A 14213-nucleotide genomic window follows, 5' to 3' on the forward strand; every position below is an offset into this window, starting at 1 on the left:
GCCTAAGCCCCGGAGGGTAGCTTGCTGGCGCCGGCGATGCAGTCGGCGATCCAGTCCCGCAGGGCATCCAAATCCGGGTCGAAGTGCTGGTAGCTCATCAGGCTCTGGCCGAACACATAGGCGTAGAGCAGCAGGCTGCGGCTCTTGGCCTCCTTCTCCGACAGGCCGCAGGCAACAAAGAGCTTGCGGGTGCATTCCAGGCGCCAGGTATCCACCTCTTCGACGATGGCTGCCGCCTGTGCATCCCGGCGGGCCCAGTCGCGCACGGCCAGTTCGATGGGAATGCCCTTGCGGTTGCGAGCCAGGGTATAGACCTGGATCACGTGGTAGATCTGCACCTGTTCCTTGCCGGGCAGCGCCGTGGTCTGCTTGATGATGTCCTTGATGCGGCCTTCCTTCCAGGTGTTGAGGACGGCCATGAGGAGATCGTTGCGATCCTTGAAATGCCAGTAGAAGCTGCCCTTGGTCACCCCGAAATTCTTGGCCAGGACCTCCACCCGCAGACCGTCCGTTCCCTGGTCGGCAAGGACGTCGATGGCGGCCTCGATCCAGTCGCCACGATCAAGCTGGGTGCGGACTTTTGTTGTTTTTTCCTGTTTCATCTCGGGCCGTTGACAAGGGTTTTTCCGTACGCTACCGTATGCTGATCCATACCAGCGAGTATGGGCCTATTCTGCGGTTCCACCCCGGGGCTGTCAAACTCCCGGCCGCAGGTGCGGAGCCGTCCCCAAAGGGGGGTGGGCGGAGTAGGATACTAGATTAATCAGTTCGTACGATCCCAAGGAGGATACATTGAAAGTCCTGGTACCCGTAAAGCGCGTGGTCGACTACAACGTCAAGGTTCGCGTCAAGAGCGACGGCACCGGCGTTGACCTGGCCAATGTCAAAATGTCCATGAACCCCTTCGACGAAATCGCCGTTGAAGAGGCTGTTCGCCTGAAGGAAGCCGGTGTGGCCACTGAAGTGATCGTGGTTTCCGCCGGTGTGGCTGGTTGCCAGGAAACCCTGCGCACCGCCATGGCCATCGGCGCCGACCGTGGCATCCTCATCGAAACCGATGCTGACCTGCAGCCCCTGGCCGTGGCCAAGCTGATCAAGGCTGTGGCCGACAAGGAACAGCCCCAGGTGGTGATCTTCGGCAAGCAGGCCATCGACGACGATGCCAACCAGACCGGCCAGATGTTCGCCGCCCTGCAAGGCTGGCCCCAGGCCACCTTCGCCTCCAAGGTCGCCATTGCCGGCGGCAAGGCCACCGTCACCCGCGAAGTGGATGGCGGCCTGGAAACCCTGGAACTCTCCCTGCCGGCCGTGGTGACCACCGACCTGCGCCTCAACGAGCCGCGCTACGCCACCCTGCCCAACATCATGAAGGCCAAGAAGAAGCCCCTGGACACCGTCAAGCCGGAAGACCTGGGCGTTGATGTGGCTCCCCGCCTGAAGACCCTGAAGGTGGCCGAGCCCGCCAAGCGCCAGGCTGGTGTGAAGGTGGCCGATGTGGCCGATCTGGTGAACAAGCTGAAGAACGAAGCAAAGGTGATCTAATGACTATTCTCGTCATCGCCGAACACGACAATCAATCCCTCAAGGCCGCGACCAAGAACGCCGTTGCCGCCGCTGCCAAGATCGGTGGCGAAATCCACGTGCTGGTAGCTGGTGCTGGCTGCGCCAATGCTGCCGCCGACGCAGCCAAGCTGGCCGGTGTGACCAAGGTGAAGGTAGCTGACGCTGCCTACTACGCCGACCAGACCGCCGAAAACCTGGCTGCCCTGATCGTCGCCAACGCTGCCGGCTACAGCCACATCGTCGCCCCCGCCACCACCAGCGGCAAGAACTACGCTCCCCGCGTGGCCGCCCTGCTGGACGTAGCCCAGATCTCCGACATCGTCGGGGTCGAATCCTCCGACACCTTCGTGCGCCCCATCTACGCCGGCAACGCTCTGGCCACCGTGCAATCCACCGATGCCGTGAAGGTCATCACCGTGCGCACCACCGGCTTTGAGCCCGTCGCCGAAGGCGGTTCTGCCGCCGTAGAAGCCATCGCCGCCGCTGCCGACCTGGGCAATACCAAGCTGGTTTCCCGCGAGCTGACCAAGAGCGAACGCCCCGAGCTGACCGCTGCCAAGATCATCGTTTCCGGTGGCCGTGGCCTGGGCAATGGCGAGAATTACAAGGCCCTGCTGGAACCCCTGGCCGACAAGCTAAATGCCGCCCTGGGTGCTTCCCGCGCAGCCGTGGATGCCGGCTTCGTGCCCAACGATTACCAGGTGGGCCAGACCGGCAAGATCGTCGCCCCCCAGCTGTACATCGCTGTCGGCATCTCCGGTGCCATCCAGCACTTGGCCGGCATGAAGGATTCCAAGGTGATCGTGGCGATCAACAAGGATCCGGAAGCCCCCATCTTCCAGGTGGCCGACTACGGCCTGGTGGCTGACCTTTTCGAGGTCGTGCCCCAACTCGCCGCTGCGGTCTAAGGAAAACCGCCGGAGCCGGGCATGAACCTGCCGGACAGCCTCCTTGATTCCACCTGGCTCTGGCTAGGCTGGGGGCTGTTTGCAGTGGCCATGCTCGGCGCGGCGGTGCGGGCGCCCTGGCAGCGGCTGGCCGACAACACCCAGTCCAACGTCTGGCTGGGCACCATCGTTGTCCTGACCCTGCTGTGGAGCATCAAGGCCGGGGTTCTCCCCGGCCTTAACCTGCATCTGCTCGGTGCCATGGTGTTTACCCTCGAATTCGGCCCTTGGCTGGCCTTTCTGGGGCTGTCCCTGGTGCTTTCCGGCATCACGCTCAACGGTGCTGCCGGCTGGGAAAGTTTCGGCCTCAATGCCCTGCTCATGGCCGGCCTGCCGGTCCTCATGGCCCACGGCATCTACCGCTTCAACCAGAAGCGGCTGAGCAAGAACCCCTTCGTGTATATCTTCGCCAATGGCTTTTTCGGTTCGGCCCTGACCATTCTCGGCACCGGACTCGCCGCCACCTTGCTGCTTGTGGCAGGCGGCGCCTACCCGCTGGACAAGCTGCTCGAAGAATACCTGCCCTACTTCCTGCTGCTGGGCTTTTCCGAAGCCTGGCTGGCCGGAATGGTCGTCACCATCCTGGTGGTTTATCGCCCCCAATGGATTGCTACCTTTGACGACACGATTTATCTCGCCAAGAAGTAAAAGCAAGCACAACCATTAATCAAAGGAGAAAGCGCGAATGAGCCAATACAATGCCCCCCTGCGTGACATGCACTTCGTCATGAAAGAGCTGGCCGGCCTGGAGCAGGTTGTTCAACTGCCCGGCTATGAAGAAGCAGATATCGACCTGTCCGACGCCATTCTGGAGGAAGCCTCCAAGTTTGCCGGCAACGTCCTTTCCCCCATCAATTTCAGCGGTGACCAGGAAGGTGCCAAGTGGCATGACAAGAACGTCACCGTGCCCGCCGGCTTCAAGGAAGCCTATACCCAGTTCGCCGAGAACGGCTGGACCGCACTGGCCTGTTCCCCCGAATACGGCGGCCAGGGCCTGCCCAAGCTGATTTCCACCGCCGTCAATGAAATGTGGAAGTCGGCCAACATGGCCTTCTCCCTCTGCCCCATGCTCACCACCGGTGCTATCGAAGCCCTGATGACCGCCGGCTCCGACGAGCTGAAGCAGAAGTACCTGCCCAAGATGGTGAGCGGCGAATGGACCGGCACCATGAACCTGACCGAGCCCAATGCCGGCTCCGACCTGGCCGCCGTGCGCACCCGCGCCGAACCCCAGGGTGATGGCACCTACAAGATCTTCGGCCAGAAGATCTTCATCACCTACGGCGAACACAACATGACCGACAACATCATCCATCTGGTGCTGGCACGCCTGCCGAACGCACCGGAAGGGGTGAAGGGTATCTCCCTGTTCGTCGTGCCCAAGTTCATGGTCAAGGACGACGGTTCCCTGGGCGAGCGCAACGACGCCTACTGCGTCTCCATCGAACACAAGCTGGGCATCCACGCCAGCCCCACCGCCGTTCTTGCTTTTGGCGACCACGGCGGCGCCGTTGGCTACCTGGTAGGCGAAGAGAACCGCGGCCTGGAATACATGTTCATCATGATGAACGCCGCCCGTTTCGCCGTCGGCATGGAAGGTGTTGCTCTGGCCGAGCGCGCTTACCAGCAGGCTGTGTGGTACGCCAAGGACCGCATCCAGGGTACTGAACTGGGCGTCAAGGGTGGCCCCAAGGTCTCCATCCTCAAGCACCCGGACGTGCGCCGCCTGCTCATGAGCATGCGCGCCCAGACCGAAGCTGCCCGGGCCCTGGCCTACGTGGTAGCGGCTGCCCTGGATGCCGCCAAGCATCACCCGGACGAAGCCACCCGCGCGGCCAACCAGGCCTTCGCCGACCTGATGATTCCCGTGGTCAAGGGCCACAGCACCGAGATGTCCATCGAAGTGGCCTCCCAAGGCGTGCAGGTGCACGGCGGCATGGGCTTCATCGAGGAAACCGGCGCTGCCCAGCATCTGCGCGATGCCCGTATCACCGCCATCTACGAAGGCACCACCGCCATCCAGGCCAACGACCTGATCGGCCGCAAGATGGCCCGCGAAGGCGGCGCCACCATCAAGGCCGTGATCGCCGAAATGCGCAAGCTGGATGGCCAGCTGGCCGAGCAGAGCGGTGCCGACTTCCTCGCCATCCGCAAGCGCCTCACCGCCGGCATCGCTGCCCTGGAACAGGCCGCCAACTGGATCGTCGCCACCTTCAAGGAGGACATCAAGGGTGCCCACGCTGGTTCCGTGCCCTTCCTGCGTCTGCTGGGCATCGTTGCCGGCGGCTGGCAGATGGCCCGTGCCGCCCTGGTGGCCCAGGCCAAGATCGCCGGTGGCGACAGCGACCCGTTCTATGGCGCCAAGATCGTCACTGCCCGCTTCTACGCCGACCACCAGCTGACCCAGGCCCAAGGCCTGGCCGAATCCATCGTTGATGGTTCCGTCGGCACCCTGGCACTGGCCGAAGAGCTGTTCTAAGCAACAAACCGTTGCCACCCAAAACGGGCCCTGCGGGGCCCGTTTTCCTTTCTGCCGCCGGGATCAGGCCGCCCGGGCCTCGTGATCCAGGTGGAAGCGCCGGGTCAGGCTGGCCATGGAACTGATGTTGATGTCCGCCACCAGCACTCCGTCGATGACGCTGCCCTGACATAAGGGCACGGCCAGGGTGATACAGAAATCCTCCGTGGCGGAGGAAAGATAAATCTCCGAGACATAGGGCTGGCCCCCATCGGCCACGTGGCCGTAGTAGGTCTGCTCGCTGCGGTCCACGCCCACACCGCCCGCCTTGATGCGGCCGTACATATCGGGGTTGATCCAGTTCGGATAACGCTGAATGCCGGCGCCATCCAGCTCGAAAACCATTTCGAAGAAGGGATAGCTACGGAACCAGGCATCCAGGGCGTGGGGGTCGCGGCTGCGGGGCGCGGCGATGAAATCGGCCAGGGCGGCAATGGCATTCTCCTTCCACTGGCCCAGGCCATGGTTGCCTTGCTGCTTGATGAGGGACGGCGGCAGGCCTTCCACGACGATGACGCTGCCCTGCTCCACCTTGCCCACCTTCTTCAGGGCCGCAGCCCGTTCCGCTGCCGACACCGCATTGGCCAGACGACCGGTGCTGGCATTGACCACGGCCACGGAAATGCTGGCGATGGGATGGGCGAGACCGTCCTCGGTGAGGAAGTGGCCCCGGGCGATGTCCTCGTGGTCATAGAGGTGGGCAGCCAGGGCCTGGAACTGCGCCATGATGGAAAGCAGCTCATCCACCAGTGCCGAAGTCATGTTTTCCAGGATGAGGATGAAGTCGTCGCCGCCGATATGGCCCAGCAGGCATTCGGGGCGGCCGACAAAAGTGTGACGCAGCAACTCGGCCAGGGTGCGGATCATGGCATCGCCGCGGATGAAGCCGTAGCGATCGTTGTAGGCCTTGAAGTGGTCCAGGTCGATATACACCAGGCAGCCCCCCTGCTTCTCCCCCAGGCGTGATTCCAGGGTATGGCGCAGGCTGGGGCCAGTGGGCAGGTGGGAGAGTGGGTGCAGGTTGCTGCCGTTTTCCCGCCGGGCCAGCATCTGCGCGATCAGGGTCATGGGATGGATCACCCCCAGGTACTGGCCCTCGTTGGAGGTCACCACCCAGGGGTCTGAATCCTTACGGTCGTGATAGAGAATGCGGGCCAGCGCCGGTGTGGTCAGCCGATGGGGCAGATTGCGCGCCACCGGCTCGCACAGCTTGCCCAGGCTGCGGGCTGCGGCCGAAAGCACCCGCCCCCGGCGCACCAGGCCGATGGGCTGGCCGTCGTCGGTGACGATGGCCAAGGGCAGGCTGGGAGACTGGGCGAAGACCTGGCGGGCTTCATCCACCGAGCTGCGCAGGTCAATGGACTGCCACGGGTCCATCAGGTCGGTCAGTTGGAAGCGGTCCCGCGGACGGCTGCGGCAGGCCTCATCCTGGCGCGGCAGGGGCGCTACCTGGGGCGCCGTGGCCACCTGGGGCTGGGCGAAGTAGAAACCCTGGGCATAGCTGATGCCCATGTCCCGCACGAAATTCACATCCTCCGAACGCTCCAGCCCCTCGGCGATGACCGTAGCCCCCAGGCGCTGGGCCATGGAAACGATGGCCTCCAGCAGGACGGAGCGCACCCGACTGCCTTGGGCACCATGCACGATGCTGCGGTCCACCTTGATGAAATCGGCCCGTACCGCTGCCAGGGTGGAGAGACCGTTGAAGCCAGCCCCCATGTCATCCAGGGCGATGCGAAAGCCCAGGGCCCGCAGGGCCTCGCAGCTGTCGGCGAGCACATTGGGGTCTACCCGCTCCGACTCCACCACCTCGATGACCACCTCGCGTCGGTCGATTCCTAGGCGATTGAGGTGCTCGACCACGCGCTGGGACCACTGGCGATGCAGCAGGTTTTGCGGCAGGACGTTGAGGAAAAGGGGCGTGCCCGGGGGAATACGGGCCGCCTTGGCCTCCAGGGCCATGAACTGGCATTCCAGGTCCAGGTCTGCCTCCCGGCCCAGCTGCTCTGCCAGCTGGAAGGCTTCACCGCCGGTAAGCAGGCGCCCCTGGGGATTTTCCAGGCGGCAGAGGGCCTCCAGGGCGAAGACCTGACCATCCTGGGTCATATCCACCAGGGGCTGAAAGTGCATCCGCACATAGGGCCGCAGATCCCCCAGCATCCAGGCGTGGAGCCGCCGGGCATAGAGGGTGTTGAATGGCAGGGCCATCTGCAGGGCGCCCACCAGGCCCGCCCCCTCCTCCTCTGCACTACAGAACAGGGCCAGGGTTTCCTTCAGGGTTTCCCGGTTGGTTTCAGCCGCAATGGCCTCCACCAGGCGATCCAGGCCGGCACTGTCGGGCGCATCGAAGCGCCACACGTGGCGCTCCACCTGGCGCCCGCCCAGACTGGGCCACAGGGCGGGAACATAGGGACCATCATATTTGAGGAACAGGCACATGGCGGGAGCGGGTATCGACGAAGGTAATACCCATGCTTAGCAAGCCTCGGACCAGGCCCTGCCCAGGCTGAAAACAGCCCCCAGATTGGTGCAGGGAGCAAGCATGTCCCATTGACTCCCCAACATAGTGCATTTGCCGCACCGGCACGGGGACTGCTTCCCCAATCCCGTTGCCCAGGATCTCGCTAGAACTCGCCGTGCAGGCGCAGGCCGAACACATTCACCGGGCCCCGGTCGGCGTTGTAGGCCGGGTTGCGGTAATGCTGGTAATCCAGGGTGATGCTGGTGTTGCCGCCCAGGCCCAGGCTGTAATAGGCCTCGGTAATGGCCTCCGGACGATAGTTGAGACGGCCATCACCGATGAAGAAGGAAATGCCGCCAGCCTCGAGAAACTGGCGCCGCTCCCGGGAGAGCGTATTGCGCAGCCAGGCCAGACCCACCGTATCCTGGGCTCGGCCCCAGCGGGAACCCTTGAGGGCCAGGCCGGTGGAAAAGGAGCCATCAGCCTCGGTAAAGGCATAGGTCTCGGTGCGGCCATCGGCCTGCATGGCCCTCAGGAAGGCACCCAGATCCTCATTGATGGCCTGTTCCACGTTGATGCCCAGGCCGTACTTGATCTTCTCGCCGTTGCGCACCTGGAAGAAGGTCTGGGGATCGCCCCCCGGATGGGCCCGCAGATAGTCCAGGGCGTCCTGGTAACGGGCCAGGTTGGCCCGGTTGCGCCAGGCCAGCACCCGTACCTTGCCGGGCTGGCCGAAGAGCTCGTGGGGCCGCTCCACTTCCACCTGGTCGCCATAGTGTTTGCCGATGGCCCGGTCCACCGGCAGCATGTTGGGCTCCCGGGGGCCGGTCATGCGGCCCAGGCGAAAGACCCAGCCATCCTCCCGATACCATTCCAGGGCGAAGCCCCAGCCGAAACCCCGGGCATCGGCCGCGTAGTCATAGGCAGCATGGGTCATGTTGCCCCAGTTCATGAACTGGGTGCGGGGGTCCTTGGCGTAGGCGTTGTCGTCGAAGACATCCAGGGTGGAAAAATTGCCGGCGGTGAGCACCACCCGGTTCTTGTCCACCAGGCCGGCCATCTGGTTGAGGTCGGCCTCCACCTTTTCCCGCTCCCCCCCCAGGTTCCAGGTCTGGCGCAGGAAGAGGCGCTGGCGGTAGATCTTGGGCGAGGTGCCGGCGGTACGGGTGATTTCGCCGTTGTAGAAACCGCCGATACCGGTGAGGTTGCCGAAGGGCACGCCCTGGGTCATTTCCGGGTTGAAGTACAGCTCCCCGTTCTCCCACGGGCGAAAGCCCAGGTGGGCAGTGGCCGTGAAGGTGTAGCTGTTCTCCGCCGCTGTCGGCAGGCTGTTGGGGCCGCTATAGGCAGCGTTGAAGCTGGGCTTGTGCTGCCAGACATAGGTGGTCTGGAAACGGGCCGTCCAGCTCTCCTGTTCCGGCAGCAGGGCAGCATCCGCCATCGCCCCGTGGGCCCAGCAAGGTGCCCCGAGCCCCAACAGGAGCATTGCCCAGATACGTTTGCAAACCATGCCAATCTCGCCGATCAATGGCCGGAACGGCCAAAAGGGGCGGATTGTATTGCGTTTTCGTTACGTACGGATGACACCTCATCTATTCGGGCTCAGAACATCCGGGCCGGGGTCAGCCGCAGGCCGATGGAAAACCACTGGCCATCCCGCCCGCCATCCACCTGGCGACCCACGGTGGCATCCACCTGGACCCGCTCGGGAACGACAAAGAAGCGGATGCCGGTCTGCCACAGAGGACGCTCCCGGTCATCGCCGAACATCTCGGCGATGATGCTGCTGCGCGCGTTGATGGCCAGCTCACCGCCCATGCCCCAGGTCAGCCGGTGCTGGCGGCTGGCCTTGTCTCGCAGCCAGCCCAGGTTACCGTGCAGCACCAGGCGATCATCGAGAAAGGAGATGGAAACTGGCACATAGGCGTAGGTATTCCCCAGCAGGTTGGGGCCTGGATTGATGGAAGGATGGGAAACCTGCCCCACCGCCAGCCCCCAGCCCCAGTCATTGGTTTCGAGGGCCTTGAACAGGGTTTTGGCCTGCAGCACGTAATCGTTGCTGCGGCTCTGGCCGTCCCCCCGGGCCGCCCCCATACCGGCGGTGATTTCCAGGTTGCCGCCGGGGTTGCAGGCCGGCAGCAGCCACAGCTCCCGGCTTTGGGGATAGAGGCGGGTCCAGCTTTCCAACTGGCAACTGCCGGCCGTGGTCAGCCGGGCATCGTCGGTGACGAAGGGCCGGGCGCCATGGGCCAGGGGCGGCAGCAAGCCGAGAAGGCTGAAGAGTAAGAGAAGAATGCGGCTGGTCATGAAATGAAAAGCGCCGTCACGGAGGACGGCGCAGTATGGGGGGCAGTGATTACGACCGAATTACATGTTGGGGTAGGTCGGCCCTTCGCCCCCCTGGGGCACCACCCAGTTGATGTTCTGGGTCGGGTCCTTGATGTCGCAGGTTTTGCAATGCACACAGTTCTGGGCGTTGATCTGCAGGCGGGGATTGGAACCATCCGCCTCCCGCAGGATTTCATACACGCCGGCCGGGCAATAACGCTGCTCGGGAGCATCGTACTCGGCCAGATTCACCCGGATGGGTACGGAAGCATCCTTCAGGGTCAGGTGGCAGGGCTCGTCTTCCTCGTGATTGGTATTGGAGAGGAAGACGGAAGACAGCCGGTCGAAGGTCAGCACGCCATCGGGCTTGGGATAGGCGATGGGGGTGCAGTCCTTGGCCTTCTTCAGCTTGGTGTGGTCCGGACCGCTATGGTGCAGAGTCCAAGGCGCCTTGCCGCCGAAGAGCTTCTGATCCACGCCGAACATGAAACCGCCCAGGTGCAGGCCCTTGCTCATCCAGGGCTTGAAGTTGCGGGCCTTGTACAGCTCGTCGTAAAGCCACGAAGCCTGGAACTTCTCCGGGTAGGCCGTCAGTTCGTCGTAGCTACGCTCGGCGGCCAGGGCCTCGAAACAGGCTTCCGCAGCCAGGGAGCCGCTCTTGATGGCGCAGTGGGAGCCCTTGATGCGGGAGGCGTTGAGGAAGCCGGCATCGTCGCCAATCAGCACGCCGCCCGGGAAAGTCAGCTTGGGCAGGGACTGCAGGCCGCCGGCGGTGATGGCCCGGGCGCCGTAGGAGACACGCTTGCCGCCTTCGAGGAATTCGCGAATCTTGGGATGGGTCTTGAAACGCTGCATCTCTTCGTAAGGAGAGAGATGGGGATTGTCATAACCCAGGCCCACCACGAAACCGACGGAAACCAAGTTGTCCTCCATGTGGTAGAGGAAGCCGCCGCCGTAGGTGTCGTTGTCCATGGGCCAGCCGCCGGTGTGCACCACCAGGCCGGTCTGGTGCTTCTCAGGCTTGATCTCCCACAGTTCCTTGATACCGATGCCGTAAACCTGGGGATCAGCGTCGGACGCCAGGTTGAATTTGGCCTGGATCTGCTTGCCCAGGTGGCCGCGACAGCCTTCGGCGAAGAGGGTGTACTTGGCATGCAGCTCCATGCCCAGCTGGAAGGCAGGGCCTTCGCTGCCGTCCTTGAGGCGGCCCATGTCGCCGGTGGCCACGCCCTTGACGGAGCCGTCTTCGTTGTAGAGCACTTCGGCACCGGCGAAGCCCGGGTAGATTTCCACCCCCAGGTTCTCAGCCTGCTGGCCCAGCCAACGGCAGACGTTGCCGAGGGAAATGACGTAGTTGCCTTCGTTGTGGAAACAGCCGGGCAACAGGCTGTTGGGGACCTTCCAGCCGCCGTCTTCGGAAAGGATGAAGAAACGGTCTTCCGACACCGGCGCATTGAGGGGAGCGCCCTGCTCCTTCCAGTCGGGAATCAACTCGGTCAGGGCCTTGGGGTCCATGACGGCGCCGGACAGAATATGGGCGCCGATTTCGGCGCCCTTTTCGATCAGACAAACCCCCATGTCCTGCCCCTTTTCGGCGGCCAGCTGCTTCAGACGGATTGCGGCGGCCAGACCAGCCGGGCCACCACCGACGATCAGCACATCATATTCCATGGATTCGCGTTGCATGTCCTCGCTCCATTCACCTTGTTGTTATAGGGATTTCATGGGGTTGAACCCCGCCAAAATTTGCAAATACTATACGCTAACGTATGGTAGGGTATCAATGGCCTTTTCAACCACAAACCACAGAAGAAATTACCATGGAGACAAAGCGTAAGCTCATTTTAACCAGCCTTCAGCCCATCCGCTGGGGCGACATGGATGCCTACGGGCACGTCAATAACACCGTCTATTTCCGCTACATGGAGCAGGCCCGCTGCGAGTGGCTCGAGCAGCTCGGCTACACCGTCGGCCCGGTGGGCGAAGGCCCGGTCATCGTCAATGCCTCCTGTACCTTCCTGGCCCCCCTCACCTACCCAGGCACCGTGGAGGTGAAGCTCTTTGCCGGACATCCCGGCCGGTCCTCCATCCCCACCCACTACGAATTGCGGTTGGTGGGCGATGATACCTTGTACGCCACCGGAGAATCCAAGGTGGTGTGGATCGACACCGGCAGCGGCAAATCCGCTCCCATCCCGGAAAGCCTCCGGGCCAGCCTGGAAGGTTTGTAAGCCGGCAGCACGCGTTACCCGGGGGCGGGGGCAACGTACCTCCGTCTCCCCATAAAAATGATGGAGACAAGATGAACACCGCCCACGATCTGCTGTGGCGGCCCGGCCCCGAACGGGTGGCCGCCGCCAACCTCACCTGCTTCATGGCCGCCGCCAGCCAGGCGGCCGCCGCTCCCCTCAACGATTACGATGCCCTCTGGCAATGGTCTGTGGATCAGCCCGCCGACTTCTGGTCCCTGCTGTGGGACTTCTGCGGTGTGGTCGGTGACAAGGGCAGCACCGTCCTCGAAGACGGCGACAAAATGCCCGGTGCCCGCTGGTTCCCGCAAGGCCGCCTCAACTACGCGGAAAACCTGCTGCGCTTTGACGGCCCGGAGGACGCCCTGGTCTTCTGGGGCGAGGACAAGGTCAAGCGCCGCCTCTCCCGGGACCAGCTGCGAGCCCAGGTTTCCCGCTTCCAGCAGTTCCTCCAGGACGCTGGCGTGCAGCCCGGGGACCGGGTGGCGGGCTACCTGCCCAACCTGCCGGAAACCCTGATCGCCATGCTGGCTGCCGCCTCCCTGGGCGCCATCTGGTCCTCCGCCTCGCCGGACTTCGGCGTCCAGGGCGTGCTGGACCGCTTCGGCCAGATCGGCCCCAAGGTCCTCATCTGCGTAGACGGCTACTGGTACAACGGCAAGCCCGTGGATTGCCTCACCAAGAACGCCGAGGCCGCCGCCCAGCTGCCCAGCCTGGAAAAGGTGGTGGTGGTGCCCTACCTGGCGGTCACGCCCGACATCGGCGCCATCCCCAAGGCCGTGGCCTGGGATGCCGCCCTGGCGCCCTTCTCCGCCACGGCGCCGGCCTTTGCCCGCCTGCCTTTCAGCCATCCCCTCTTCATCATGTATTCCTCGGGCACCACCGGCGTGCCCAAGTGCATCGTCCATTGCCACGGCGGCGCCGTGCTGCAGCACCTCAAGGAACACCAGCTGCAGGGCGACGTGAAGCCCGGCGACCGGGTCTTCTACTTCACCACCTGCGGCTGGATGATGTGGAACTGGCTGGTCTCGGGCCTGGCCTCCGGCGCCACCCTGCTGCTCTACGACGGCAGCCCCTTTGCTGATCAGGGCAAGGTTCTCTTTGACTACGCCGATGCGGAAGCCATGACCCACTTCGGCACCTCGGCCAAATTCATCGATGCCGCCGCCAAGATGGGCCTCAAGCCCCGGGAGACTCACCAGCTGCAAGCCCTGCGCGCCCTCTTCTCCACCGGCAGCCCCCTGAGCCCGGAAGGCTTCGACTACGTGTACCGGGACATCAAGCCGGAACTGCAGCTGGCCTCCATTTCCGGCGGCACCGACATCATTTCCTGCTTCGTCTTAGGCGCCCCCACCCTGCCCGTCTACCGTGGCGAAATCCAGTGCCGGGGTCTGGGCATGGCGGTGGAGGTGTTCGACGACGACGGCAACCCGGTGCGCCGGCAAAAGGGCGAACTGGTATGCACCAAGCCCTTCCCGGTGATGCCCGTGGGTTTCTGGAACGACCCCGACGGGGCCAAGTACCACGCCGCCTACTTCGAGCGCTTCCCCAACGTCTGGTGCCACGGTGACTTCGCCGAACTGACCGAACACAACGGCATGGTCATCTACGGCCGCTCGGATGCCACCCTCAACCCGGGGGGCGTGCGCATCGGCACGGCGGAAATCTACCGCCAGGTGGAACAGCTGGAGGAAGTGGTGGAATCCCTGGTCATCGGCCAGGACTGGCCGCCGGGCAAGTACGACGACGTGCGTGTGGTGCTCTTCGTCAAACTGCGGGAAGGCCTCTCCATGGACGATGCCCTGATCGCCCGCATCAAGGAGCAGATCCGCCGCAACACCACGCCACGCCACGTGCCGGCCAAGGTGGTGCAGGTGCAGGACATTCCCCGCACCAAGAGCGGCAAGATCGTGGAACTGGCGGTACGCAACGTGGTGCACCAGCGGCCGGTGAAAAACGTCGAGGCCCTGGCCAATCCTGAGGCCCTGGAGGAGTTCCGGGATCGCCCCGAGCTGGCGGATTAATCCCAAACCTTCCACCCGTCATGGGGAGATGCGCTAGTATCTCCCCGTAAGGTGATGATTTCGCCTTGCCCCCCTGGAAGCCCGCGATCAGCGGGCTTCCTTTCCTCTTGTTGAACGCACCGG

The 14213-nt window shown here is 63.7% G+C and carries 11 protein-coding genes; 6 read left to right on the forward strand and 5 right to left on the reverse strand.

Annotated elements, in window-relative coordinates; genetic code table 11:
- Positions 1-2: 2 nt before the first annotated feature.
- Positions 3-602 carry a TetR/AcrR family transcriptional regulator gene (locus tag AZSI13_RS14175; RefSeq protein WP_109041834.1) on the reverse strand — a complete coding sequence of 200 codons (600 nt, stop codon included), beginning with the start codon at positions 600-602 and terminating at the stop codon, positions 3-5.
- Positions 603-792: 190 nt separating this feature from the next.
- Here AZSI13_RS14175 and AZSI13_RS14180 point away from each other — a divergent pair, with 190 nt between their 5' ends.
- Genes AZSI13_RS14180 through AZSI13_RS14195 form a run of 4 tightly spaced genes read left to right on the forward strand, consistent with a single transcriptional unit; the run spans position 793 to position 4989 of the window.
- A complete protein-coding gene (locus AZSI13_RS14180; RefSeq protein WP_109041835.1) occupies positions 793-1542 on the forward strand; it encodes an electron transfer flavoprotein subunit beta/FixA family protein in 750 nt (249 codons plus the stop codon).
- On the forward strand, positions 1542-2471 hold the full coding sequence (locus tag AZSI13_RS14185; protein ID WP_109041836.1) for an electron transfer flavoprotein subunit alpha/FixB family protein: 930 nt from the start codon (positions 1542-1544) through the stop codon (positions 2469-2471). The genes AZSI13_RS14180 and AZSI13_RS14185 overlap by 1 nt, the downstream gene beginning before the upstream one ends.
- A 21-nt stretch (positions 2472-2492) precedes the next feature.
- A complete protein-coding gene (locus tag AZSI13_RS14190) occupies positions 2493-3158 on the forward strand; it encodes an energy-coupling factor ABC transporter permease (protein WP_109041837.1) in 666 nt (221 codons plus the stop codon).
- Between the two features lie 37 nt (positions 3159-3195).
- On the forward strand, positions 3196-4989 hold the full coding sequence (locus tag AZSI13_RS14195; RefSeq protein WP_109041838.1) for an acyl-CoA dehydrogenase: 1794 nt from the start codon (positions 3196-3198) through the stop codon (positions 4987-4989).
- 63 nt (positions 4990-5052) lie between these two features.
- On the opposite strand, the gene AZSI13_RS14200 is transcribed toward AZSI13_RS14195, so the two are convergent.
- From AZSI13_RS14200 to AZSI13_RS14215, 4 genes are all read right to left on the reverse strand, one after another.
- Positions 5053-7467, reverse strand: a complete 2415-nt coding sequence (locus tag AZSI13_RS14200; protein WP_109041839.1) for an EAL domain-containing protein — start codon at positions 7465-7467, stop codon at positions 5053-5055.
- Between the two features lie 185 nt (positions 7468-7652).
- Positions 7653-8930: a carbohydrate porin gene (locus AZSI13_RS14205; protein ID WP_201262399.1), complete on the reverse strand. Its 1278-nt coding sequence runs from the start codon at positions 8928-8930 to the stop codon at positions 7653-7655.
- A 161-nt stretch (positions 8931-9091) separates the two neighbouring features.
- Complete coding sequence (locus AZSI13_RS14210) at positions 9092-9796, reverse strand: hypothetical protein (RefSeq protein ID WP_109041841.1); 705 nt, start codon at positions 9794-9796, stop codon at positions 9092-9094.
- 60 nt (positions 9797-9856) lie between these two features.
- Entirely contained in the window at positions 9857-11503 is a 1647-nt protein-coding gene (locus tag AZSI13_RS14215; RefSeq protein ID WP_109041842.1) for an electron transfer flavoprotein-ubiquinone oxidoreductase, read from the reverse strand.
- A gap of 134 nt (positions 11504-11637) precedes the next feature.
- On the opposite strand from AZSI13_RS14215, the gene AZSI13_RS14220 reads away from it, so the two are divergent.
- Together AZSI13_RS14220 and AZSI13_RS14225 are read left to right on the forward strand one after the other, a co-directional pair.
- Complete coding sequence (locus tag AZSI13_RS14220; protein WP_109041843.1) at positions 11638-12048, forward strand: thioesterase family protein; 411 nt, start codon at positions 11638-11640, stop codon at positions 12046-12048.
- 71 nt (positions 12049-12119) lie between these two features.
- The gene (locus tag AZSI13_RS14225) at positions 12120-14090 is read left to right on the forward strand and encodes an acetoacetate--CoA ligase (protein ID WP_109041844.1); all 1971 of its coding nucleotides are present in this window, start codon (positions 12120-12122) and stop codon (positions 14088-14090) included.
- Positions 14091-14213 lie beyond the last annotated feature (123 nt).

Origin of the sequence: Azospira sp. I13 (genome assembly GCF_003112695.1) — a bacterium.
GTDB lineage: Bacteria > Pseudomonadota > Gammaproteobacteria > Burkholderiales > Rhodocyclaceae > Azospira.